At 50.3% G+C, this 24,719-nt stretch carries 26 protein-coding genes; 17 read left to right on the plus strand and 9 right to left on the minus strand.

Annotated elements, in window-relative coordinates:
* Positions 1-47: 47 nt before the first annotated feature.
* The 12 genes from QQL65_RS07870 (at position 48) to QQL65_RS07925 (ending at position 10,600) form a co-directional block, all read left to right on the plus strand.
* The gene (locus QQL65_RS07870) at positions 48-596 is read left to right on the plus strand and encodes a TRAP transporter small permease (protein WP_284363394.1); all 549 of its coding nucleotides are present in this window, start codon (positions 48-50) and stop codon (positions 594-596) included.
* Complete coding sequence (locus QQL65_RS07875) at positions 593-1,876, plus strand: TRAP transporter large permease (RefSeq protein ID WP_284363397.1); 1,284 nt, start codon at positions 593-595, stop codon at positions 1,874-1,876. The genes QQL65_RS07870 and QQL65_RS07875 overlap by 4 nt, the downstream gene beginning before the upstream one ends.
* A 10-nt stretch (positions 1,877-1,886) precedes the next feature.
* Positions 1,887-2,174 (plus strand): putative quinol monooxygenase, encoded by a 288-nt coding sequence (locus QQL65_RS07880; RefSeq protein WP_284363399.1) that lies wholly within the window; start codon positions 1,887-1,889, stop codon positions 2,172-2,174.
* A complete protein-coding gene (locus QQL65_RS07885; protein ID WP_284363401.1) occupies positions 2,174-2,971 on the plus strand; it encodes an N-acyl homoserine lactonase family protein in 798 nt (265 codons plus the stop codon). The genes QQL65_RS07880 and QQL65_RS07885 overlap by 1 nt, the downstream gene beginning before the upstream one ends.
* The gene (gene otnK, locus QQL65_RS07890; RefSeq protein ID WP_284363404.1) at positions 2,968-4,212 is read left to right on the plus strand and encodes a 3-oxo-tetronate kinase; all 1,245 of its coding nucleotides are present in this window, start codon (positions 2,968-2,970) and stop codon (positions 4,210-4,212) included. Before QQL65_RS07885 ends, otnK begins: the two co-directional genes overlap by 4 nt.
* Positions 4,196-4,822 carry a 3-oxo-tetronate 4-phosphate decarboxylase gene (gene otnC / locus QQL65_RS07895; protein ID WP_284363407.1) on the plus strand — a complete coding sequence of 209 codons (627 nt, stop codon included), beginning with the start codon at positions 4,196-4,198 and terminating at the stop codon, positions 4,820-4,822. The genes otnK and otnC overlap by 17 nt, the downstream gene beginning before the upstream one ends.
* A gap of 207 nt (positions 4,823-5,029) precedes the next feature.
* Complete coding sequence (locus QQL65_RS07900) at positions 5,030-6,205, plus strand: substrate-binding domain-containing protein (protein ID WP_284363410.1); 1,176 nt, start codon at positions 5,030-5,032, stop codon at positions 6,203-6,205.
* A gap of 57 nt (positions 6,206-6,262) precedes the next feature.
* Positions 6,263-7,030, plus strand: a complete 768-nt coding sequence (locus QQL65_RS07905) for an ABC transporter ATP-binding protein (protein ID WP_284363413.1) — start codon at positions 6,263-6,265, stop codon at positions 7,028-7,030.
* Positions 7,020-7,742, plus strand: coding sequence for an ABC transporter ATP-binding protein (locus QQL65_RS07910; protein ID WP_284363416.1), 723 nt, complete (start codon positions 7,020-7,022; stop codon positions 7,740-7,742). The genes QQL65_RS07905 and QQL65_RS07910 overlap by 11 nt, the downstream gene beginning before the upstream one ends.
* Complete coding sequence (locus QQL65_RS07915) at positions 7,739-8,770, plus strand: branched-chain amino acid ABC transporter permease (RefSeq protein ID WP_284363419.1); 1,032 nt, start codon at positions 7,739-7,741, stop codon at positions 8,768-8,770. Before QQL65_RS07910 ends, QQL65_RS07915 begins: the two co-directional genes overlap by 4 nt.
* 1 nt (position 8,771) lies before the next feature.
* Complete coding sequence (locus QQL65_RS07920) at positions 8,772-9,833, plus strand: branched-chain amino acid ABC transporter permease (protein WP_284363422.1); 1,062 nt, start codon at positions 8,772-8,774, stop codon at positions 9,831-9,833.
* Entirely contained in the window at positions 9,830-10,600 is a 771-nt protein-coding gene (locus QQL65_RS07925; protein WP_284363424.1) for an alpha/beta fold hydrolase, read from the plus strand. The genes QQL65_RS07920 and QQL65_RS07925 overlap by 4 nt, the downstream gene beginning before the upstream one ends.
* Positions 10,601-10,619: 19 nt before the next feature.
* Here the strand turns inward: QQL65_RS07925 and QQL65_RS07930 are convergent, their stop codons facing one another.
* The 5 genes from QQL65_RS07930 to QQL65_RS07950 are packed head-to-tail and all read right to left on the minus strand — an operon-like array spanning position 10,620 to position 14,208.
* Positions 10,620-10,985: a hotdog family protein gene (locus QQL65_RS07930; RefSeq protein WP_284363427.1), complete on the minus strand. Its 366-nt coding sequence runs from the start codon at positions 10,983-10,985 to the stop codon at positions 10,620-10,622.
* Positions 10,982-11,335: a MaoC/PaaZ C-terminal domain-containing protein gene (locus QQL65_RS07935; RefSeq protein ID WP_284363430.1), complete on the minus strand. Its 354-nt coding sequence runs from the start codon at positions 11,333-11,335 to the stop codon at positions 10,982-10,984. Before QQL65_RS07935 ends, QQL65_RS07930 begins: the two co-directional genes overlap by 4 nt.
* Positions 11,322-12,830 carry a class I adenylate-forming enzyme family protein gene (locus tag QQL65_RS07940; RefSeq protein ID WP_284363433.1) on the minus strand — a complete coding sequence of 503 codons (1,509 nt, stop codon included), beginning with the start codon at positions 12,828-12,830 and terminating at the stop codon, positions 11,322-11,324. Before QQL65_RS07940 ends, QQL65_RS07935 begins: the two co-directional genes overlap by 14 nt.
* Before the next feature lie 2 nt (positions 12,831-12,832).
* Positions 12,833-13,633 carry an enoyl-CoA hydratase/isomerase family protein gene (locus tag QQL65_RS07945; RefSeq protein ID WP_284363436.1) on the minus strand — a complete coding sequence of 267 codons (801 nt, stop codon included), beginning with the start codon at positions 13,631-13,633 and terminating at the stop codon, positions 12,833-12,835.
* Positions 13,630-14,208: a TetR/AcrR family transcriptional regulator gene (locus QQL65_RS07950; protein ID WP_284363438.1), complete on the minus strand. Its 579-nt coding sequence runs from the start codon at positions 14,206-14,208 to the stop codon at positions 13,630-13,632. Before QQL65_RS07950 ends, QQL65_RS07945 begins: the two co-directional genes overlap by 4 nt.
* Before the next feature lie 208 nt (positions 14,209-14,416).
* On the opposite strand from QQL65_RS07950, the gene queC reads away from it, so the two are divergent.
* From queC to queF, 4 genes are read left to right on the plus strand one after another with little or no spacing between them, the layout of a single operon-like run.
* On the plus strand, positions 14,417-15,112 hold the full coding sequence (gene queC / locus QQL65_RS07955) for a 7-cyano-7-deazaguanine synthase QueC (protein ID WP_284363442.1): 696 nt from the start codon (positions 14,417-14,419) through the stop codon (positions 15,110-15,112).
* Positions 15,112-15,471, plus strand: coding sequence for a 6-carboxytetrahydropterin synthase QueD (queD, locus tag QQL65_RS07960; protein WP_284363445.1), 360 nt, complete (start codon positions 15,112-15,114; stop codon positions 15,469-15,471). The genes queC and queD overlap by 1 nt, the downstream gene beginning before the upstream one ends.
* Positions 15,468-16,202, plus strand: a complete 735-nt coding sequence (gene queE / locus QQL65_RS07965; RefSeq protein ID WP_284363448.1) for a 7-carboxy-7-deazaguanine synthase QueE — start codon at positions 15,468-15,470, stop codon at positions 16,200-16,202. The genes queD and queE overlap by 4 nt, the downstream gene beginning before the upstream one ends.
* Positions 16,203-16,216: 14 nt before the next feature.
* Positions 16,217-16,687, plus strand: coding sequence for a preQ(1) synthase (gene queF / locus QQL65_RS07970; protein ID WP_284363451.1), 471 nt, complete (start codon positions 16,217-16,219; stop codon positions 16,685-16,687).
* Here queF and QQL65_RS07975 read toward each other — a convergent pair.
* The gene (locus QQL65_RS07975) at positions 16,684-19,134 is read right to left on the minus strand and encodes a beta-mannosidase (protein WP_284363454.1); all 2,451 of its coding nucleotides are present in this window, start codon (positions 19,132-19,134) and stop codon (positions 16,684-16,686) included. The two genes, queF and QQL65_RS07975, sit on opposite strands and share 4 nt — an antisense overlap.
* Before the next feature lie 260 nt (positions 19,135-19,394).
* On the opposite strand from QQL65_RS07975, the gene QQL65_RS07980 reads away from it, so the two are divergent.
* On the plus strand, positions 19,395-21,029 hold the full coding sequence (locus tag QQL65_RS07980) for a peptide ABC transporter substrate-binding protein (protein ID WP_284363456.1): 1,635 nt from the start codon (positions 19,395-19,397) through the stop codon (positions 21,027-21,029).
* Between the two features lie 121 nt (positions 21,030-21,150).
* Here the strand turns inward: QQL65_RS07980 and QQL65_RS07985 are convergent, their stop codons facing one another.
* The 3 genes from QQL65_RS07985 to QQL65_RS07995 form a co-directional block, all read right to left on the minus strand.
* On the minus strand, positions 21,151-22,005 hold the full coding sequence (locus QQL65_RS07985; protein WP_284363457.1) for an IclR family transcriptional regulator: 855 nt from the start codon (positions 22,003-22,005) through the stop codon (positions 21,151-21,153).
* Positions 22,006-22,179: 174 nt separating this feature from the next.
* Positions 22,180-23,496 (minus strand): UDP-glucose dehydrogenase family protein, encoded by a 1,317-nt coding sequence (locus tag QQL65_RS07990; RefSeq protein WP_284363458.1) that lies wholly within the window; start codon positions 23,494-23,496, stop codon positions 22,180-22,182.
* Between the two features lie 128 nt (positions 23,497-23,624).
* Positions 23,625-24,719, minus strand: a complete 1,095-nt coding sequence (locus QQL65_RS07995; RefSeq protein ID WP_284363460.1) for a DUF1513 domain-containing protein — start codon at positions 24,717-24,719, stop codon at positions 23,625-23,627.

Genomic DNA, 24,719 nt, shown 5'->3' on the forward strand with positions numbered 1-24,719 from the left:
AGAATGTCGGGGAACTTTCCCCGGCATTTCCCTACTGGGAGGATGATATGGACTTTCGACCGATTTATCCAATTGGTCTAGTTTGGCTTAGCCGACTAATCGATTTCGCGCTCGCGCTTGGCGGTGCATCAATTGTCATTTTAGTATTCACAAATGCGTCGCTCCGCGGTTTTGCTGGTTTCGACCTTGCTTGGTCGCTGGAAGTGACTGCCTTTCTGCTTTTGTGGGTGACTTTTCTGGGCTGCGCGGCAGCGGTCGCGAGGGGCGCGCATATGCGCGTCACAGAAATCGTTGAGACGGTTCTTCCCTCCGTGGCTCAACTTTGGCTCGCTCGGATTATCGATCTGGCCATCATCCTCCTGCTTTTGAGCTTGATTGTTACCGGGTGGTCTATTTCTACCCATACATGGGCGCAAAAAACTACGGTTCTTTATTGGCCGGTTGGGCTGCTCTATGCGTCCATGCCCGTTGGTATGGCGCTAAGTCTCATCTTTCACCTCTACAATGTGGGGGTCGAGTTTTTCGCACCTCACCTGATTAAGGACAACCAATCGCCGCACCACAATGACGGCGCCGATCTGGAGGATTTGTCGTGACCCTATTGTTCGTCGTTTTTGTATTTCTGGCATCCGTATTTCTCGGTATGCCGCTCGTGTGGGCGATTTTGCTAACCGCGGTTTTACCCATAATCGTGTTCGATCTTGGCTTCCCACTTCAAGCGCTTTACCTAAACTTCATCGGTGGCGTTGAGCCAAACCACTTCTTGGCCATCCCCCTGTTTATTATCGCTGGGGAATTGATGAGCCGCGGCGGTGTTGGTCTACGGATTATCAATTTCGCACGCGCTTCATTTGGTTTTATGCCAGGCGGACTTGGCATGGTCGTCGTTGGCGCATCAATGATCTTTGGTGGCATCTCTGGTTCTGCGATTGCAGATAGCGCTGCGATCGGCTCAGTGATGATTAAGAACATGGCCAAGAAGGGCTATGATAAAGGGTTTTCAGCCGGTCTTGTGGCTTCCGCGGGAACTATCGGCATAATAATTCCGCCATCGATTCCAATGTTGATCTATGGATTTGTTGGCAATGTTTCCGTGGCCGATCTGTTTTTGGCTGGCATGGTGCCTGGCATCATTTTTGGCGTCTTCTTTATGGGCGTTTGTTACTATGTGGGTAAATCAACCGGCTGCGACGCTGGTGGAGAACGGGTGAGCCGCCGCGAGCTGTGGACATCATTTGTTGGCACCGCGCCCGCACTCTTTATGCCCATCCTTATCCTTGGTGGTATCTTCACCGGCTGGGTCACGCCAACTGAAGCGGCGGCACTTGCAGTTGTTTATGGTCTAGTTGTAACCATGTTTGTTTATCGCGATTTCCACATCAAGGATTTGCCCAAACTGCTCGTTGATGCGTTCGTTACGAGCGCCGTTGTGATGGTTGTTATTGGCGCAACAACCGTGTTGGGTTGGCTGATCACGTTGGAGCAAATGCCGCAAATTTTGGTGGCGTTCGTACAAGAGTTCTCTAACAGCCCTTGGATGTTCTTATTGTTGGTCAATATCGTGCTGCTCATCTTGGGTCTGGTGCTTGATCCAGTTCCAGCCATTTTGCTCACCGCGCCATTGTTTTTGCCAACCGCGCAAACATTTGGCGTCGACCCAGTACACCTTGGTGTCATCATGACCTGTAACGTGGCTGTTGGACTATTTACACCACCAGTTGGTGCAACGCTTTATGTGGCTTCGCGCATATCGGGTGTGGGGGTGCTCACCATCGCACGGAAAATGGCTCTGCTCTACATTGCCGCGATCGCAGCATTATTGCTTGTCACCTATGTGCCTGCAGTTTCCATGACCATGGTCGGCGTTTTTAGCTAAGGGGCTTATCATGTTCGCAGTAGTCGTTAGGTTCAAAATCAAACCAGAAAATTGGGGGGCATTTATGCCCCTCATGAGGCAAAATGCCAATGCGTCGGTCTCGCTTGAGCCATTGTGCAAGCAATTTGATGTTCTCACCGACCCGTCTCGACCAAATGAGGTGTTGCTTTACGAGATTTACGACAGTCCCGAAGCATTTGGTGATCATCTCAAAAGCGCGCACTTCATCGCATTTGATCGGCAAGTTTCTGATATGATCGAAACAAAACATGTCGAGACTTTTAGTCAGGTGAGCTGATGTCAAATTGGGAAATCTACGCGGTTAAATACGCAGAACGCAATGCGCGAACCCGCGCCGATAGCTTTATTGACGATCCGCATCACAACGTGCCGCACCATATGGACTACTTCATTTGGGTTCTCAAAAAAGGCACAGAGACCATTCTGGTTGATACTGGTTACGACATGGACGAAGGTCAACGTCGAGGTCGTCCTATCAGTATTGATCCGCGTGAAGCGCTGAAACCGTTGGGGTTGAGCGCTGTGGATGTCGACCGGATTATTGTCACACATCTACATTATGACCACGCCGGTGGTTTGGCCTTGTTCCCCAATGCAAAGCTCTATCTGCAGGAACGCGAAATGGCGTTTGCCACTGGCCCGTGCATGTGCGACCCAACCCTTGTCGCACCGTTCACCGCAGACCATATCTGCGAAGCGGTAAAGCGTGTCTATTCTGGCCGTGTTGAATTTGTTGATGGCGACGCCCAAGTGGCGGATGGCGTAACGGTGCATTGCATTGGCGGGCATTCAAAGGGGCTGCAATCCGTGCGGGTGCGCACTGATGTGGGTTATGTTTGTTTGGCATCGGATGCGGCTCACTATTATGAAAATGTCTTTGCCCAAAAGCTTTTCCCCATCGTTGTGGACAAAGATGAAATGCTTGCAGGTTTCGAACAGTTAAAGACGCTCGCCTCAAAGCCGCAATTGATTGTGCCGGGGCATGATCCGCTCGTCAGAGAACACTTTCCAAGCGTTGTCGCTCCACACATTTTTCGGCTCGATCAGGGCCCGATCAAGGACTTTGAAATATGAAAATCGGTGTAATTGCTGACGACTTTACTGGCGCTTCTGACATTGCATTGATGCTGCGCTCCAATGGCATGAATGCGCGCCAATTCGTTGGCGTGCCAACCACTGATTTTGGTGAAGTTGATGCGGGTGTTGTTTCGCTTAAGTCGCGAACTTGCCCAATTGAAGAAGCGGTCTCGAACTCCCTTAGCGCTTGTGATTGGTTGCTGGAGCAGGGGGCAGAACAGATCGTTCTAAAGGTGTGCTCGACCTTTGACTCAACACCTGAAGGAAATATTGGCCCGGTTGCTGAAGCCTTGGCTGAAAGATTGGGTGAACCTGTGGTGCTTGTTTGCCCAGCATTTCCGGCAAATGGTCGGAGTGTTTTTCAGGCGCATTTGTTTGTGGGGGACAAACTTCTCAATCAGAGTGGGATGCAAAATCATCCGCTGACGCCAATGACTGAGCCGGATCTTCGCAAGGTTTTGAAGCCGCAAACCAGTTGGGAAGTGAGCAACGTACCATTTTCGGTTGTTTGTCAGGGCGCGGAGGCAATTCGAGATTCAATGCCGGCATCCAAGCAAATGGTGATTGTTGATGCGATCCAAAATCAAGATTTGATGGAAATTGGCGCTGCTGCGAAAGGTCGAAAGCTGCTGGTAGGGGGATCTGGCATTGCTATGGGCTTGCCTGCAAACTTTGGCACAACTGTTGAGGGTAACGATTGGGAAGGCAAGCAAGGCAAAGCTCTGATATTGTCAGGTTCGTGTTCAATCGCAACGCGAGGGCAGGTTGAGCTTTATAGACAAACGGCAGATGGCGCTGTTCTTGAATTGAAAGCAGATCAAATGATTGCTGGCGCGTATGCGGCCAAGGAAATTGCAGACTGGGCGGTCGCCCAAGACACAGCGCCAATGGTCTACTCTTCAGCTGACCCTGGAATTGTCAAAAAGGCACAAGCGAAATTTGGCCGCGAAGAAATAGCGAGCGCTTTTGAGCAGTTCTTTTCCCAGCTTGCATGTGCGTTCGTTGACGCTGGCGGTGAAAGGCTAATTGTTGCTGGCGGAGAAACTTCCGGCGCTGTGGTTGAAGGTCTAAGCGTTGCCGCAATGGATGTTGGACCTGAAATTGCACCAGGCGTACCCGCATTGAGCGTTGTTGGAACCGACACAGTATTGGCGCTTAAATCTGGAAATTTTGGTGAGCCCAATTTCTTTAAGCAGGCATTGGCGGTTCTTGGGGGTGAAAATGCACGAAGCCAATAAGCAGAAAGAACAAATCTGCATTTGGGCCAAGTCAATGTTTGATCGTGGGCTGACCTGCGGTGCCTCTGGCAATATTTCCGTACGCTTGTCCAATGGGGATTTGTTAGTGACGCCGACGGGCAAATCTATGGGGTTCTTGGATCCGAACGAAATTAGCCATTTCAATAGTGATGGAATGCTGGTTTCCGGCTTAAAGCCAACCAAAGAAAAGCCGCTTCATAGCGCATTTTACGAAACACGAAACAATACTGGCGCAGTAGTTCATCTCCACTCGACCCATTCTGTTGCGCTATCATTGTTGCCCGATATTGACCCAGAAGACGTGTTGCCGCCTCTAACGGCTTATTCCATTATGCGCGTCGGCAAATTGAAGATGCTGCCATTTTTTGTACCTGGCGATCCTGCCATGGGAGATGCAGTTCGGGGACTGGCTGGAAAACGATCTGCTGTCCTTCTCGCCCATCACGGTCCGGTCGTTGCTGGAAAAGACTTGGAAGCTGCAGTTTTTGCCATTGAAGAGCTGGAAGAGACGGCAAAGCTTACTTTGTTGACGCACGGCCTGTCCCCACGATTGCTCACTAAGGAGCAGCAAGACCTGTTGCGCGACTAGTCGTACTCTTCGATTGCGCATTAAATGCTTGGTGGCTGGCAAGGTGCCCGCCGCCAATTTTGTATTCTGACATTCAGAGAAAACCTGCCCTCTAGGCATCGTTCGAGTTCGCTTGTCCAAGCCAGCTTGATTGACGCGTGTTCCATTTTCGTCTAAACATGAATTATGATTCATATTTCATGAATTCTAGTTTGGAGGGAGGACCAGATGACTAAAGCCCCAATTTTAGGGTTAGCTACCGCATTGTTGATGAGCACGACCGCGCTCGCTGACATCAAAATCGCGCACATTTATGGAAAAACCGGCCCGTTTGAGGCCTATGCGAAACAAAGCCATGTAGGCCTTGAGATGGGCATTGAATATGCCACGGGCGGTACATGGGAGATTAATGGCGAAAAGATCGTCATCATTGAAAAAGACACACAGCTAAAACCAGACAATGGCAAAGCTTTGTTGGAAGAAGCCTATGGCGACGATGAGGTGGATTTGGCCATCGGCCCAGTAAGTTCTGGTGTTGCGTTGGCCATGCTTCCAGTTGCTGAAGAATATGAGAAGATCTTGATTGTTGAACCTGCAGTTGCGGATTCAATCACCGGATCTAACTGGAACCGCTACATCTTCCGCACGGGTCGCAATTCAAGCCAGGATGCGGTCGCCAACGCGATTGCACTGGGCGGCGAAAATGTTCACATCGCAACCCTTGCACAAGACTATGCGTTCGGTCGAGATGGCATCACTGCTTTCCGCGAAGCGCTGGACAGTAAGGGCTTCTCAATTGCGCACGAAGAGTATGCACCAACTGACACAACCGATTTCACGGCTGCGGCAGAGCGTATTTTCAATGCAATGAAAGACCTTGAAGGCGAAAAACGCTTGTTCATTATATGGGCCGGTGGTGGCAACCCGATGAGCAAAATCAATGCTATGGACCCGTCACGGTTCGGCATTGAAATAGCAACGGGTGGCAACATTTTGGCGGCACTCAAAGCCTACAAAGAGTTTCCCGGCATGGAAGGGGCGACCTATTACTATTACGAGTTGCCCGACAACCCTGTGAACGATTGGCTCGTTAAAGAGCATTTTGATCGCTATGACAGCCCGCCAGATTTCTTCACCGCTGGTGGGATGGCAGCAGGTATCGCTGCGGTTGAAGCCATCAAGAAGGCTGGTTCAACAGATACTGAAGCGCTGATTGAAGCGATGGAAGGCATGTCTTGGGAGACCCCAAAGGGCACTATGACATTCCGTCCTGAAGACCATCAGGCGCTGCAAACCATGTATCACTTCAAAACCGTGGTCAAAGATGACGTCGATTACGGCATCCCAAGTTTGGTGCGTGAATTGACAATTGATGAATTGCCAATTCCAATTCGCAATCAATAGTCACAAAAATCTGGCTGGGGCGGTTTGCCCCGGCCAAACCAGATGAATTGGCGAACAATGTCACATCCATTATTGGCAACAAAAGACCTGACCGTCCGATTTGGCGGCCACGTGGCGGTTGATGCGATCAGCTGTGTGTTTCCCGCAGGCGAGTTAACCGCCATTGTCGGGCCAAACGGCGCAGGCAAAACGACTTACTTCAATCTGATCAGCGGACAAATCACACCAACTGCCGGGTCAGTGCAAGTTGCAGGCGAAGAAATTTCTAGATTGCCAGTGGCACGACGCGCTGAAAGAGGCATTGGGCGTGCATTCCAGCTCACCAATCTATTCCCTAATCTCACTGTGTTCGAGAATGTACGTCTGGTCATCCAATCCAAAGCTAAAAAGGGTTTTGACCTGTTTTCAATGGCTGATGATCATGTGCAAATTCGTGAAGACGCCGATCAGGTGCTGCAAAATGTCAATTTGCTCGCCCAGCGCGATACGATTGTTTCGGCCCTACCACATGGCGATCAACGCAAACTTGAAGTGGCGATGCTAATCGCGCTTGATCCGCTGATCTATATGTTTGATGAGCCGACCGCCGGCATGTCCGCCGATGAAGCGCCCGTGGTGCTTGAGTTGATCGAACAGCTCAAAAATGACCAAACGAAGTGTGTGTTGCTTGTTGAGCACAAGATGGATGTCATCCGCACACTGGCTGATCGAATTATTGTTTTGCACAATGGCGCGCTAGTTGCTGATGGCGACCCTTCAACCGTGATGTCATCGTCGATCGTGCAAGAGGCCTATATGGGAAAGGCGCTCGGCCATGTCGAATAGTCTCCTGTCGCTAAAAGATGTGCACGCGAACATCCACCAATACAACATTTTGCATGGCGTAAACCTTGAAGTGCCCAAAGGCGAAGTGACTATGTTGCTGGGGCGCAATGGCGCAGGCAAAACAACCACATTGCGCACAATTATGGGGCTTTGGCAGGCGCACGCAGGCACTATTGAGTTAGCTGGCATGGACGTCACCAGGCAACCGACCGCGCAAATCGCCAAACAGGGTGTTGGCTATGTGCCTGAGGATATGGGCATATTCTCTGACCTAACGGTTGAAGAGAACATGCGGCTGGCAGCGGTCAGCGCACCATTATCGCAAGAGCGTATGGATCGTATTTTCCTCGCATTTCCGCCGCTGAAGACCTTTTGGCATTCGGCTGCAGGCAACTTATCCGGCGGTCAAAAACAGATGCTTTCGATAGCAAGGGCAATGGCAGAAGAACGTCAGCTTTACCTCATTGACGAACCGACCAAAGGCTTGGCGCCAGCCATTATCAACACAATGGCGGCGGCTCTTTCCGAGCTTAAGGCAAAAGGGGCAACAATTTTGATGGTCGAACAGAATTTCGAAGTCGCCAAATATCTGGGTGATCATTGCGCAGTTATGGAAGATGGCAAGATTATCTGGACTGGCCCGATGAACGAGTTGGCGCAAGACAATGAGCTGCAAGAAAGGCTTATGGGCCTGAACATGGAGGCATCATGAGCACTGCCCCACAACACAATCCAACCTTAGGGCAAGCCAGCCTAAAAGATCGGTTCGCACCTTATATCCCAATCGCCCTGGTGCCTTTGCTCATGCTGGTGGGCATGGTCGCAATCCAAGCACCAAGCTCATGGATGACGCTAACAGTCTCAGGGCTTGCTATGGGGATGATGATTTTCATCATGGCCTCGGGGTTAACGCTCGTGTTTGGTCTCATGGATGTGATCAATTTTGGTCACGGCGCCTTTGTTTCGGTGGGTGCGTTTATTGGCATTTCCATTTTGCTTTCCCTTGGCGCACTCACCGGTGCACCGTCCTTATTCCTCAATATACTTGCCATTCTAGCGGCAATCGTTGGCGCAATGATTGGGGCAGGGGCGCTCGGCTGGGCGTTTGAGCGGGTCATCGTCAAGCCCGTCTATGGCGCGCACCTCAAACAGATTTTGGTCACCATGGGCGGCATGATCGTTGTCGAACAACTTATTTTGGTGCTGTGGGGACCAGATGAGATATTCATCAACCGCCCTGAAGCGCTCAAGGGCGCATTCATCTTTCTCGGCGCAGCCGTTGAGAAATACCGCTTGCTGGCCGTCGTTTTTGGCTTGGGCATTTTCTTTGCCATGCGTTGGGTGCTGCGGCATACAAAAATTGGATTGATCGTGCGTGCTGGCGTCGAAAATGGCGAGATGGTGAAAGCACTTGGCTATCCGCTGCGTCTGGTGTTCATCTCGATTTTCATTGCAGGTTCTGCGCTTGCCGGATTGGGCGGCGTGATGTGGGGTTTATACCAAGAGGTCATCACCGCGCATATGGGCGGCAACTTGATGGTGCTTGTGTTTATCGTTGTCATTATCGGCGGGCTCGGCTCGGTTGAAGGATGCTTCATCGGTGCGCTGCTGGTCGGCCTTTTGCAAAACTATGTTGGCTTCCTCGACCCCAAACTCGCCCTTGTTTCCAATATTGGATTGATGGTGCTCATTTTGATGTGGCGACCCCAAGGCATGGTGCCAGTCGTGAGGGCCAAGTAAAATGCTGAAACACATCCTTTCTGGCGACATGCCGCGCAGCAAAATCTTATCGCTTGTCCTCGTCGTCATATTTTTGGGACTTGCGTTTGCCCCTTTCCTTTTCCCCGGCACTCGGTCGTTGGACACGGCGGCGCGCATTTGCATCTTCATTGCGTTGGTTGCCAGTTACGATCTGCTGCTTGGTTATACGGGTATTGTCAGCTTTGCTCACACCATGTTCTTTGGCGTTGGTGCATATGGCGTTGCACTCGCGTCTGTTCATATGGGGCGCGGGTTTGATGCGCTGATCGCTGGTACTTTGGCCGGGGCGCTGGTTGCGGCAATATTAGCGGCGATCATTGGTCTTTTCAGTCTGCGTGTTAGAGCTATTTTCTTTGCCATGATCACCTTGGCTGTGGCCACAGCTGTCGCTGTTTTGTTCAGCCAAATGTCCGGTATCACAGGTGGCGAAGATGGCTTGAACTTCAAGATTCCGCGCGCCCAGACATCAGCGCAAAAATATCTCGCTGATCCCGTGCTGGGGGTGAAGATCAATGGTAAATTGCTGAATTACTATTTGATGTTCTTTGGCAGCCTGGCACTTATTCTGGTGTTCCTACGCGTCGTAAACTCGCCTTTTGGTCGGGTGTTGCAAGCGATCCGAGAAAATGAATTTCGAGCCGAAGCGGTTGGCTACAAGATTGTGTTTTTCCGCACCGGTGCATCAATCATTTCTGCGGTGGGCGCCGCAGTTGCTGGTTCACTTTATGCGATTTGGCTGCGCTATGTTGGCCCGGACACAACCCTGAGTTTTGAGATTATGATCGACATACTGCTAATGGTCGTGATTGGCGGTATGGGTACAATTTACGGGGCGGTTATTGGCGCAACGATTTTTGTCATTGCTCAAAACTATCTGCAAAATCTAATGGTGGTGGCCGCCGACGCTACGTCTTCACTTCCCCTTTTGCCGCTGATCTTTAATCCAGATCGTTGGCTTTTGTGGCTCGGCATCTTGTTTGTTCTCTCCGTTTACTTCTTCCCCAAAGGCGTTGTTGGGCGTTTGCGCGGTGAACGTAAATGAGGGCGGAAAAACAAAGAAAAACGATCATCTTTCTGCACGGCTGGACAATGAATGGCAGCGCCTTTGATCAGCAGATTGAGCTACTGGGTGACGCCTTTGAATGCTATACCCCTGATCTGCCTGGACACGGCGGGTCAGCCCATTTGAAGGCGAGTATCGATGAGTGTGCGGATTTCGTGCACAAGTTGATTGCTGGCAATGACTTGAACGACATTGTTCTTGTCGGCTGGTCCATGGGTGCAGCGATCTCGTGGAACTATTTGCGCCGGTTTGGATCAACAAAAGTCGCGGGCCTCATCACGGTTGATATGAGCCCAAAAATCGTCAACGAAGGCGATTGGGAATTGGGGCTTGTTGGTCGAACAGTAGAAACCATCGCGGCCAGTACAGCCCATTTGCGTGACGATTGGGCATTGAGTGCCAAGGCTGTCGCATCGGGCATGTTTGCTGCCGAAGCCGGACCAGATCATTGGCCCGCCAGCGCAGCGGCAAAGACAATTTCTGAGCAAGATCCTGAACAGATGCACCAAATGTGGGTAGACCTAACAAAGCTCGACGAACGCGCGACCATCGCCAAAATTGATGTGCCAATGTTGGTTTGCTATGGCGAAAAAAGCAGGGCCTATGGTGAGCCAGTGGCCAATTGGATCGTTGCGCAGGCGCAAGAAGCGACCAAGAAAGGTTTTGCACTTTCTGGCCACGCGCCGCATTTTGAAGAGCCGAAGCAGTTCGCTCAAACTGTGGCTGAATTTGCGCGCAGCCTGTAGCTGCAATCAGGATACTGACTCAGTCCCAATTGACCTTATTCATGACCAATGAGCGTCCCTCGCACACCACTGTGCCATCGGCCGTCTCACAGCTCGCCCATAGATCGACTAGACCTTTTTCTTTGCGCAAATCTGTAATCCGCACACTTGTGGTAATCGGTTCGCCAAGCGGCGCGCGATTGGGAAATGCCATTTCTTGTTTTAGATACATGGTGCCATTGCCGGGCAGCTTCACACCCAACAGATATGAAATCTGCGCCGCCAACAAAGGCTCTGGAATAGACGTGATAGTTTCTACACCAACACCGGTTTGTAGCGCGTAGTTCTCAATATCTTTGGCAGAATACGCGCGGGTGGTTTTCTCAATTTGATCGATGTGCATCATGTCAATTCCATCGTGCCTTCCAACACGTTCTCGTTGTTGCTTTGACGTGTAGCAGTAATTGAAAACTTGTTTGCCTCTGTTTCTTCAATCTTTAGCGAGATCACATCACCCGCATAGCACGGGCGCGGAAACATTAATTCCTGCGAAGCTTGTTGTGCGTCTGGCACATTCTGCTGCAATAGCCCCCAGAGCTTTGAATAGAGCAACATGCCGTGCGAAACAGTGCGACCAAAACGTGTTTTGGCCGAAAAGTCCGTATCAACATGTATTGGATTATCGTCGCCAGAAATCTCAGCAAACAAATCAAAGTCGGCCTGAGTAGGGTGCCACACACCTTCAAACTTGCGCATTGAGATAAATCTCCTTCAAATCGGGTTTGCGGATTTTGCCAGCAGCTGTGCGCGGAAAATCATCCACCACGTGAAAACTCTTTGAAATTTTGTATGGCGCAAGTCGCGCACGGCACCATTCTGTTAGTGCAGCAGTGTCGATGTTGTGGTCAGGGCGTGGCAGCAAAAACGCGGCGCCAACTTCGCCCCACTTTTCGTCAGCGACACCGATCACTGCAGCTTCTAAAATATCTGGATGGGTCACGAGAACTTTTTCCACTTCTGCAGGATAAACATTCTCGCCACCAGAAATATACATGTCCTTTATGCGGTCAACTACATAGACATAACCATCTGCATCGCGCCGTCCAACATCGCCTGATTTCAGCCAGCCATCGAGGGTAAAAGCGGCATCGGTCGCTGCATTGTCTTGAAAATATCCCGGTGTTATTGCGGGGCCGCAAAACTGTATTTCGCCGGTGCCCTCTTGCCCATCAGGAACGTTCGCTAGCCGCATATTTGTCATCGATTGAACCTTGCCCACAGACCCGATCTTCGCTTCAACGCTAGCTTCGTCCATATAGAATGCGGTGGGACCAGTTTCAGTCATCCCAAACCCATTGCAAATAAGAGCGCTACGGGCCGCATATTTTGCAATTAGGTTCTCTGCCAATGCCGCACCGCCGCACCCGAATTTGATGCCTTCAAAATCTATTTTGTCAAAGTCATCTCGCAGGCTGAGCATTTGGTATATCGCAGGTACGCCAAAGAATTTGGAAACCTCTTTTCGCCCGATCATCGCCACCAATGCATCCGCGTCAAATTGCGGAACGATTGTTGAATGACCGCCATTCAGGAACACCGGCAGTGTGTAAAGATTTATGCCCGCGGTGTGAAAAAGCGGCAAATAGTTCACCGCGCGGTCGCTCCGCGTTAGCCCGATGGCTTGTCCAATGTTGATCGCATTTGCCCATGCCATTTTTGGTGTTTGAATCACCGCTTTTGGCACCCCGGTCGTTCCAGAAGTGAACAGCAGATACCAGACAGAATTCGCATCCACCATCGCATTTATTGGCTTGCCTATGCCTTTGCATAGATCGTCAAAAGAATGAGCTGCCTTTGCGTTGATACCGATTGAGGCGATGCCAAATTGTTTTGCCAACTGCGCACCCGCGACGGCGCTGGGTTCGTCAAACATGATTGCGGAAATGCCAACCCCTTCGATAACCGGCTTCAATTCGGCGACGGGCTGTCGCCAATTTAAAGGGGCCAAAACCAATTTCGCTTTTTGACAAGCAAATAGCGTAACGAAGAACTCCACATTGTTGCGTGTCAAAATGCCAAGTCGGTCACCTGCCGCGAGTCCAAGTTCTTTAAGACTGTGTGCAAGGTTGTTTGCCGCCTCATTGACGCGCTCGTAACTCCACTGTTCGCCAGATTCATATGTCGTAAAGGCGATGTCTTTCGGGGTTAGTTCTGCACGCTTCGCAGCCATGTCGGGGATGAAATCATGCATGTTCAACTCGCGCGACCAGTGCTAAATGCGGCAAGGGTTGACGGAATATGCGGAGCGCGAAATAGGTTTAAAAACGCACCTGTTTCGGCTTCTAGCCCTCTTTCAATTGTTTCCAGCTTTTCTTCGTTCCAGACGAGACGCTTCGCAATAGTCAATGCATCGAAATTTGGTAGCCGCGAAAGTTCCATTGCGATTGAATGTGCTTTTTCTTGTGCTTTACCGACTGAGGTTAGGTGTTGGCCGATACCCCATTCAACGGCCACTTTCGGTTCAATCCGTTTGTTGGCTAGCTGTATTGTGGCTGCACGTTTTGCACCAATAATCTCTGGCAGTAAGGCGCTCCAGCCACCATCAGGTGCAAACCCTACTTCGCGATAATAAGGTTGTATGAAACTGGTCTCGTCAAAAACGACCAGGTCTGACGCAAACACAATCCCAGCGCTGCCGCCAGTGATTGCCCCTTGTGCGGCGGTGACAATAATCGCGTCCATAGCTAGAAGCTTGAACACAATCAATTGCAGTTGTTCGACCAATGTGTGGGCAAAGGATTGGCCGTTTTTTTGATCAATCTGTTCAGCGAAGCGACCAATGTCGCCACCCGTGGAGAAGTGCGCGCCTTCGGCGTCAATTATTACAATTTTCTCTCCACGATCTTTAACGGTTTCTAACTCAACAAGTAGCTCTCGTGTTAGCTCAGGAACCAGCGCATTGCTGCGTTTGGGGTTGTTCAGGGTGATCCGCCGTCCCGTCAATTGATTGGACAAATTGTCTATGGGGCATGATGTCACCAACCGGGTCGTCATGCACGTAGTCCATTTTCGATGAGGTCAAAAGCGACATTCACGACATGTTCAATATCGGTTGCCTGATCCATAATGGCATACCGTTCGCCCAAAGCCTTTGCTATTCCCATCAATGCCCAAGCTCGCACTTCGCTGTCGCCGGCACTGATTTCACCGGTTGATTGCGCCTCTTCCAGTCCGGTTTGGTATGCTTGGGCAAAATTGGCGAAGTAGGATTTGTACGCCACTGGGTCAACAAATCGGGCTTCTTCGACAATGGTGTAGAGTTCAGGGCGTTCCCGCACGAACTCTAAAAATGCCTTTAGGCCTTGTCGTTCTGCTTCCAACCGCGTGTCCGCCCCAGCGACCGCTTGCGCAATCACCTCGCGCGTTAAGTGGCCCATTTCTTCAACAAGCTCGGAAAACACCTGTTCCTTGCCTTTAAAGTATATGTAGAGTGTGCCTTGAGCAGTGTCCGCTTCTCGCGTGATGTCAGTAATTGAGGCATCAGCAAAGCCCATTGTGCCGAATACTTTTTCGGCAGCTCGCAGAATTTTCTCGCGGCGGTTTTTGCCGCGCTTCGTCTTTGGTGTCACGATGCCTCTCAACAAACATGAATGATGATTCATGTTTAGCAGCCCCATGATCCTAGGTCAATGTATGCACGCCTCCAGTTGGTATTGAATATTACTTTTGGATGGGCAATTGAAAATGAGTGTTGCCCTCTTTCGCTATTCACGTTGGCCTGATAGACACGGCACCGAAACCGGTCGCAGCCTACCCGGACAAAACAAGGACTGACAAATGAAAACCATCGTAATCTGCTCAGGCGGATTGGATTCGGTGACGCTTGCGTATCGGATCAACAATGAACATGAATTGATGGGCTTGTTGTCGTTTGACTACGGTCAGCGGCACAAAAAAGAAATTGATAGCGCCGCGCTTTGCGCTGCGCAGCTTGGTGTTCGTCACCAAATCATCGACATTCAACATATAGGGCAAAGCCTTACCGGTTCCGCGCTAACGGACGATTTGGATGTGCCCGATGGACACTATGAAGAAGACACAATGCGAGTCACCGTGGTGCCAAACCGCAATGCGATCATGCTCGCAATTGCCTTTGGCATTGCCTCGGCAAATGGAGCAGAGGCAGTGGCGGCGGCAGTGCATGGTGGCGATCATTTCATTTATCCAGACTGTCGACCAGATTTCATCAATGCGTTCCAAAAAATGCAGGACCACGCTCTAGATGGATATGCACAGATAGAGCTGATGGCGCCCTATGTGCACCAATCGAAAGCCGACATCGTAACGGATGGCGCAAAGTATAGCGTGCCTTTTGAAACCACTTGGTCCTGCTATAAAGGTGGCGAGCAACATTGCGGGCGGTGTGGAACCTGCGTTGAGCGACGTGAGGCATTTGATATCGCTGGAGTTGAAGATCCCACCATCTACGCCGATCCAAATTTTTGGCGGCAAGCAACCGGTGGGAAGACATAATGTACACCATCACCAAAGAATTTCACTTCTCGGCTTCTCATCAATTGACCGACTTGCCCAGTGATCACCAATGCGCGCGCCTTCATGGCCACAATTATGTGGTTGTGGTGGAGCTAAAGTCAGAGACTTTAAATCAATTCGGATTTGTTCGGGACTATCAAGAACTCGCAGCACTTAAATCATACATTGACGATACGCTTGACCACCGGCACCTCAATGAAGTGTTCAAAAGTGACGCTGTAACCGCTGAGTTTTTGGCAAAAAGCATTTTTGATTGGTGTAAGAAACGATTCCCAGAAACCGCAGCAGTGCGCATCAGCGAAACGCCAAAAACCTGGGCAGAGTACCGACCTAGATGACAAGTTTTGAGCAGCGCATAAAGGTTAGCGAGATCTTTGGCCCCACCATTCAGGGCGAAGGAGTTGTCATTGGGCGCCCAACCGTTTTTGTCCGCACAGGTGGTTGCGATTATCGCTGCGTTTGGTGTGATAGCTTGCATGCCGTTGATAATGATTATCGGCAAAATTGGAAGCCAATGCATGCAAGGGAAATACTCGATCAAGTCAAATCCCTTACTGGCAACAAGCCAATCATGATTACCCTTTCTGGCGGCAACCCTGCCATACAGCCCTTTGAAGAGTTGCTTGCATTAGGCAAGGTCGAGGGCTTCACTTTTGCAATGGAAACGCAAGGCAGTGTGTGTAAGCCGTGGTTTGGGGATCTTGATGTTTTAGTGCTGAGCCCGAAACCACCTTCAAGCGAAATGGTATTTGATGCCCGCCAGCTTGCCGCCTGCGTGAAGGCGGGCGAAACGGCTGGCAATACAGTTTTGAAGTTTGTGGTTTTTGACGATTTGGACCTAGAGTTTGCACAAGAAGTTGCAGCATCGCATCCACATTTGCCAATTTACCTGCAGCCCGGCAATCACACGCCACCGCCAGCTGAAGATGAAAACGCACAGATTGATCTTGAAGGCATCAACCAACGCATGTTGTGGTTGATCGACAAGGTCAACCAAACCCATTGGTATACCGCGACAGTGCTGCCTCAGCTGCATGTTATGCTTTGGGGCAATCAACGTGGCGTTTAACTAGAAGAGAAAAAATGACCGACAAAAAAGACATCTACGCCAATCTCACTCAATTGGGTGGCGAAACCAAATTGCCAAATAGTCCTGAGGAAGCGGTGCTAGAAAAGGTGCCAAATCCGCAAGTGGGCGTACATTATTGCGTGCGGTTCACTGCACCTGAATTTACCTCTCTTTGCCCTATGACAGGGCAACCAGATTTTGCCCATTTGGTGATTGACTACGTTCCGAGCGATTGGCTAGTCGAAAGCAAGTCCTTAAAACTCTTCCTCGGCGCATTCCGCAATCATGGCGCATTTCACGAAGATTGTACGGTTTCAATTGGCCGTCGCCTCGTTGAGTTGCTCGATCCACTATGGTTGCGCATTGGCGGTTACTGGTACCCACGTGGTGGCATCCCAATTGATGTGTTCTGGCAAACGGGCGACGCGCCGAAATCGGTATGGATACCAAGCCAAGACGTGCCAACCTATCGCGGCCGCGGCTAGCCTTTTAAATAATGCAAAGACTTGGCGGTGTTAAATGTATCGCCGCCACGTTTGCGAGCGATGTAGATCGTCTTTTCCCTGTTCGGCAATAGAGTGAAACAATTGTCTGAATAAATGTCCGCGCCACCATGGTCAAAAGTAACAAACAGTGCTGGTGTGTCTGAAACCAAGGTAACTTGTGCGCCACCATCTTCTGCAATCGATTGCCTCACTTCAATAGCGGGCGTTTCAAATGCGTACGCTTTGGGCCGTTGCGGCAGATAGTCATTTTCGCCCATTTTGCGCCCCGCTTTGTCCGCCCAGGTGAAGTGCAAAAATGCATTCGTGGGCACATCGGACGCCTTCATGCGGTATACTGATTGCGCGCTGTTTGGTACACATTCAACGTCCAAGACTTTGTGAGTATTTACTTCACCTGAAATGCTTACCAATTCAATATTCAGCGAGAGTGTGCTCGCGCCTTCTAGGTCGGAAACAGCATAAAAAACAATGTCCCCGTTTTCCTCATCGGGCTGTGCCGTAATCAAGATAGGCGCAAAGAAGCGCTTTGCTGCATAGTGTGTCAGTTTCCAATTGCCGCCATATTCAAGGCTCGACCAGCTCGCCACTGGCCATGTGTCATTCAATTGCCAATATAGCGTGCCCATACATCTGGGCGCCTGCGCGCGCCAAAACTCAATTGACGTTTTCATCGCAAGGGACTGACTGACTTGGCTGAGATAGACCATGTTTTCAAAACCATCAGGGAACCGGAAGTAGCGCGAGATCGTTTCAACAATACGGCTATTGCCACCTTCATTTCGCTGATGCACGTCCATCACTTTCGACGATACATTGCGATCTTCAGGCTCAGTAAAGCCTTCGATCACCTTCATCGATGGGAATGACTGAAAGCCAAATTCAGAGCAGAAGCGGGGTTTCACCGTGCGATAGTGCTCGAAGTCTTTTGACGAGTGCCACACATCCCAAAAGTGCATGTCGCCCGACCTGTCATCATGCCAGCCATCGCTGAAGTTTAGTGGTCCAACAGAAGGTGAGGATGGCCAGAAAGGAATGTCGGGTTCAAGTTCATCAACGGCCTCTTCCAGACTATGGTTGAGACGATCATAAATCGCCAAATAGCGGTCTCGATCGGCCTTGCCTTCATCGTACCAATTTAGCGCGCCAACCAGCTCATTGTCACCGCACCAAAGGGCCATGCAGGCCTGACCAGAAAGGCGCTTTATTTGATAGCGTGCCTCTTCGCGTACCGATTTCAGCCACGTTTTGTCGTGGGCTGGGTATAGATTGCAGGCAAACATGAAATCATGCCAGACGAAGATGCCCATTTCCGAGCACATGTCATAAAACCAATCCGGCTCATACTGGCCGCCGCCCCAAACTCGGATCATGTTCATGTTGGCGTCAACTGCCGATTGGAGGCGATCGCGGATTGTCTCTGGTGAGCAATTTTGTGGCAATGCATCGGCCGGGATCCAATTGGCCCCGCGCATAAACATTTCTTCGCCATTGATGCAAAACGCAAATCGGTTGCCAATTTCGTCAGCGCTTGTGTCTAACTTGATGTCGCGAAAACCGATTTTTCGCGTGCGCACTACATCGCCCAATCGCACTTCAAGCCTGTGCAAGATTTGCTCGCCTCTACCAACGGGCCACCAAAGGACAGGGTTGTCGATCTCTATTGAAATTGAATGTCTGTTTTCGCCGGGATAGTAGTTGATCAAAGCACTGGTATCGACGCCGCAAATGCTTGCTTCAAGTTCAATTTCGCCTACGCCATGTGCTGCAAAATGGACGTCAAGTTCAAGCGTTACGTTACCATTTTCATGGTGTTTCTGACGCACCATAAACTCGTCAAATTGCACAGGGTCCGCAACGCTGAGAAAAATATCGTCGTAAAAACCGAGTGGGGAGAGGGCGATATTCCAGTCCCAGCCAGCGTGGCACTGGGTCTTGCGCAGGAAGTTGTAGTGCGGCAAGCGATTATTGAAAGACAGATAGGGCGTTGGAATAGTGGAACGCGCTGCTGCATCGGCAGCAGCTTCACTGTTTGAGTGGAACGTCACACGCAAGGCGTTTTTGCCCAGCTTCAGCGCAGCGCTGGTATCGAAATCCCAGCGCTTGAATTGACTATTGCACTGACCAATTTCCACGTCGTTCAAATGTACGGTGGCAACGCAATCAACAGACATGAAAGTCAGAATATGGCGTTTGCAGATATCGCCTTCAAATTCAAAGTCGGTCGACGCCGTCCATTCTTGCTCATGAATCCAATCAAGTGACTGCTCCGTATCGCGCCAATAAGGATTTGGGGTTTGTTCAGAAGCAAGTAGTGCCGAATGCACGTCACCAGGCACCCTAAGATCCGCACATTTTGATTTGTCGGCACTTTCAATTGTCCAGCCATCATTTAGGTGAAGTAGAAATGGTGATGTAATCGATTGCATGGACATAACTGCTTTTCTTGGTCGGTCGAACCTGGCTGAGTTTTGGACTGTTTGGGTGCATTGCGAAGAATAGGCGCGCCCAGTTTCTTTACGGCGGGTGCGCGGACCAATCAAGTGTGTTCAGCCATTTGACTTCAGTTTTGGATGAAATCCATGCTTGCATAATGGTTGGTATCTTTATATAATTCTTTCTATTGCAATATAATACTTAGGCCAAAGCTTGCGGAGGGTAGGCGGGAGACCTGAGATATGGAGGGATAATGAATTTTCCAAAATTGATGAAAAGCGCAGCAATTGGCGCAACGCTAAGCCTAGCCCTAATGGGCAGCGCGTTGGCAGCCGCAACCCACCCGGTCACTGGCGAAACTCTGGCGGACAATCAGGTACTGCGTATGCGTCTACTTGATGGTATTCCGTCGCTCGATCCACAATTGATGGAAGACGTAACCGGGTTCTCGTTTGCACGCGATTTGTTTGAAGGTCTTCTCAACCAAGACGCTGACGGGAACCTAGTGCCTGGCGTCGCTGAAAGCTGGTCTGCCAACGAATCCAACGATGTTTACACATTCAATTTGCGTAAAAATGCAAAATGGTCAAACGGTGACCCAGTCACGGCTCACGACTTTGTCTACGCATGGCAACGTTCGGTCGACCCTGAATTGGGTTCTCCTTATTCTTGGTATGTTGATCTGATGTCGATTGAAAACGCGTCTGCGGTTCTGTCAGGGGAATTGGATAAGTCAGAACTTGGCGTGCGCGCAGTTGATGATTACACGTTCGAAGTCCGCCTCACTGCACCGCTTCCATATTTCGCATCAATGACTGTGCTAGCGACAGTGTTTCCAGTACACAAAGCAACAGTTGAAGCACATGGCGCTGAGTGGACCCGTCCTGAGAACATGGTCTCAAACGGTGCGTACAAACTCACCGAGTGGGTGCTAAAGGAACGTACCGCTCGCGAACGCAACCCAATGTATTGGAACAATGACGCAACCATTATTGAGCGTGTCGAAACCCAAGTCATCAATGATGAAAACATCGCTTTTACTCGCTATCTTGCAGGTGAATTGGATGTTACGGCGGTGCCGTCGGGTCAATTCATAAGGTTGAAAAAAGAGCGTCCTGACGAAACTCTGTCGCTGCCATATTTGGGCTCCTATTACTACAGCTTCAATATGTCGGATAGCGGACCAGAGGCGTTCAAAGATGTTCGCGTGCGCCAGGCTTTGTCTTATGCGGTGGATCGAAATGTCATCACGGACAATATTTTGCAAGGTGGTCAGCGCCCCGCATACAATGTAACACCTGCAGCAACCGCCGGATTTGTTGATCCAAAAACCGACTATGCGGCTTGGTCTCAAGCAGAACGAGATGCGAAAGCAAAAGAGCTATTGGCTGCGGCAGGTTACAGCGCGGATAATCCACTAGAGTTTGACTTGTTGTACAACACGTCGGAAACGCACAAGAAAATTGCAACAGCAATTTCTGCAATGTGGGAGCAGAAGCTCGGCGTAAAAGCTGTGCCAACAAACATGGAATGGAAAACCATGCTTGAAACGGGTCGGAGTAAAAACTTTGATATGATCCGTTATGCTTGGATTGGAGACTACAACGAAGCTTCAACATTTCTTGATTTGCACCGCACAGGCGGCGCGCAAAACTGGGCAAGTTTCTCAAATGCAGATGTTGATGCGCTTCTTGATGAGGCAAAAACCTCAAAGGACCCAAGCGCGGCTTACACCAAGATCGAGCAGATTTTGGCCGCAGAAATGCCGGTTGTTCCAATTTATCATTACACAAGTGTGATGATGAAAAACCCAGCCCTTAAAGGCTGGCCAATCGAGAATGTTCAGCAAAACTGGTACGCGAAAGATATGTATTTCGCCGCTGAATAGCCTTTTGGACATGGGCAGATTTTCTTATTTGTCCACCTTCTCCCGAAACGACTAGTCAAACCGACCAATCCGCTACGGCGGGTTGGTTTTTTGTAGGGGACGCAAGAATTGCATCTAGCATCTACATATGTGGCGATGTGGCCAATGCTTGGGATATTTCGGTTGCTGTCTTTACGGCAATGGGTGAGAGTTTTTCGATCACTTCCGCCGGGCTCCATGCGCGCCCATGAACACAAATATTCATCGAAGCAATAACGCGGCCATCGCGGCCATAAATGGGCGAGCCAACGGTTAGTTCGCCATTGATGCATTCTTGCACCGCTGAGGCAAACCCATCTTTGCGGGCTTGCGCAATCAGGGACAATATTTGTTCGCGATCTGTAATTGTATGCGGGGTAATAGCCTGCAGATTTGAGCGGTCAATAATCGCTTCAGCTTCTGCCTCTGGCAGAGCAGATAAATAAGCACGTCCGCTAGAAGTGCAAAACATTGGTGCACGGCCACCAATAGGCGGGTTGACCAAATGTGAATTAAGGCTAGGCAGCCGAGTGATGTAAATGACATCAAGGCCATGCGGTAGCGCCAAATTCACTGCCTCACCGGATAGTTCGCGCGCCTGCAACAAAAAAGGGGCAGCGATGGACGTCAGTGGGTCAGATGCCAAAAAGGTAAAAGAGAACTCTAGGAGTTTCGGCGATGGACGCAATTGCCGGCTGCGTTCGTCGCGCAACAAATATCCTAAATTTACTAGCGTGTGGCAAAATCGTTGCGCAGCGCTTTTGCCCAAACCGGTGCGTTCAGATATTTCGGAAAGGCTAAGCGCCGACTTATCGCCGCTAAAGGCTTGCAAAACACGAAGAGCTTTTTCCACCGACCCCACAAACAGTGCATCTCGAACGGCTTCGCCTGCGTCAGTATCAGTTGAAGACGATGAAAGGTCACCATGATGGTGAAATGTGGCAGATGAATTGGTCATATGGCCGCGTACGTTTGATGTTCTATTTATGCGTTGCCAATGAGCCGAAGCCAACCAGCAACGCATTTGAACCAACATATATGTCTAGCCAATAAAGATAAAGCCCGACAATCGCAAGAGATCGCAGCTCCATCTGGAATGATATGAACGCGATCCAATTGGATGATCGCTGGGCTAGATTTCTTCGTGCGGGCGACCGACACAGCGATATTTGAACCCATAGGGCTCAATCTCTGACTTGCGGTATATATTGCGCAAGTCAACAAGAATTGGTTGCGCCATAACTTGCTTCAGGCGAGTGAAATCGAGCGCGCGAAATTGGTCCCATTCGGTCACAATCACAAGCGCTTCTGCGTTCTCTGCCGCCGCGTAAGCATCATGGCAAAAGTCTAGAAATGGCAACTCAGCTCTGGCCTGTTCCATGCCTTCGGGATCATATGCTGAGATTGTGGCGCCGCCATCCTTTAATGCCTGTGCAATGGCCAAAGAGGGCGCGTCGCGCATGTCGTCGGTGTTGGGCTTAAAAGTAAGACCCAACATAGCGATGCGTTTGCCCCGAACGTTGCCGCCGACCGCATCGATAACTTTGCGCGCCATCGCGCGCTTACGTCGATCGTTCACCGCAATTGTTGTTTCAATCAGGGAGAGAGGGCGCTCATAATCATTAGCGGTTTTGACCAGCGCAGTTGTATCCTTTGGGAAGCACGATCCGCCAAAGCCGGGCCCGCTGTTTAGAAACTTCGAACCAATGCGTTTATCAAGACCAATTACACGCGCCACATCCTGGACATCAGCCCCAACGGCTTCACTCAGATCTGCCATTTCATTGATGAAGGTTATCTTCATCGCCAAAAAGCTGTTGGACGCATATTTAATTAGCTCCGCAGTGCGGCGAGAAGTGAAGACCAATGGCCCTTTGTTCAGATAGATCGGTCGGTATAGCTCCGACATTGGACTGCGTGCGCGTTCATCTTCGATGCCGACAACAATGCGATCGGGGTGCTTGAAGTCTTCAATCGCGGCGCCTTCCCGCAAGAACTCAGGGTTTGATGCGACAACGAAATCAGCCTTCGGGTTACGTTCGCGAATTATTCTTTCTACTTCATCACCGGTGCCGACCGGCACTGTGGACTTAGTGGCCACCACGGTGAACCCTTCAATGGCATCCGCAATCTCACCTGCTGCATCATAAACATAGCTCAAATCGGCATGCCCATCGCCACGTCGACTTGGGGTGCCTACCGCAATAAAAACAATGTCTGCATCTGCAACGGACTCTTTCAACTCAGTGGTGAACTTAAGCCGATCAGCTTTGCTGTTTTTAGCAACTAAATCGTCGAGCCGTGGTTCGAAGATCGGTATATCGCCATTACGCAGGGCGTCAATTTTGGTCGCGTCCTTATCGACACAAGTCACGTGATGCCCAAAGTCGGCAAAGCACGCACCGCTCACCAATCCTACATAACCTGCGCCAACAATCGTTATTCTCAAAGCAATGCCTCGCTGCCTTAGACTTTCATGTGATCAAGCAAACATATTTCGCAAAGGAATACAAAGCACTGATCGAAAAACCACTACTTTGATTTTGTGACATGTCAATGAATAGCGATAGGCGATGTTCATCTGAGCGAAGCTAGCGCAACCATATGATTGTCGAAATCTATACCATCGATATCGTGGAGCTTGTGACCGACTTGACCAAATTCTCCGGCACCCGTTGAGAGCCGAAATTGATTTGTATCGTCCACCGCAGCACCGCAGACATTTGGCGCAGTTTGCCGATGTATGACATTACCGAATTTATCCAGCAAAACAGCCAAATTGCCTTTGGGGGAGGTCACACAAATCTGCTCACCATCCGCCGAAACCTCGATTGAGCCGACATATCCCTTTAGGGCACTTTGGGTCTGCTCTTCAATCCCCAAAAATGCGAGCCCATCATCTAGACTTAGACTTGCGATCAAAGGGGTTTCGGGGGGCGCGCCATCTTGCAACTGGCCACCCACCCAAACGCGTTGCCCATCGGCCGTTGCCATATGCCGTAGCGACAATTTATGCAATTCGGTTGGCGGCTCGAACGTTGTGACATTGCTGCCGTCTTTGGTGTTCAGCCAACAAACATTGGGGCGCATGGTAGAAATGTTGAGTTTGGTGCGCGCAAAGTCCGGGTGCGTTTCAATGCCCCCATTTGCAACTATCAATTTCTGCCCATCATCGCTTAGATGCAGGTCGTGCGGGCCAATGCCGCCTGAATAAAATTCGCCAATTCGTTCAATGTGTTGAGCGTCGACCCGATAGATGCCAATAATGCCGCGCGCACTCTCATAATCATTTTCGGTGGCGTAGAAATATTTGCCATCTTTTGAGAAGATACCATGTCCATAAAAGTGCCGATCGGCAGCAGCATTTATTTGCCCAAGCGGTCTGCCGCGACGGTCAAAAAGCGCTGCAAAAATGCCGGGCCGACGCGCAAAAACCAAGATGTTTCCAGTGGTTGAACATTGCACTAAATCATGTCCACGAGCGGGCAATTTCTCGCTCGAAATAATGGCGCCCGCTGCATTGAGAATGACGACACCAAAATCACCGTCTCTAAAGCGGCAAGTGGACGCAAAAAATTGATCGGACTGGGAAATTGCGGCGTAAGCAGACGAAGTCAATGCGCCCAAATACGAGGCGCCTGCCATGGTGAGGAAGTTACGCCGCGACCACAT

This window comes from Maritalea porphyrae, from assembly GCF_030159895.1.
In the GTDB taxonomy this organism is placed as follows: domain Bacteria; phylum Pseudomonadota; class Alphaproteobacteria; order Rhizobiales; family Devosiaceae; genus Maritalea; species Maritalea porphyrae.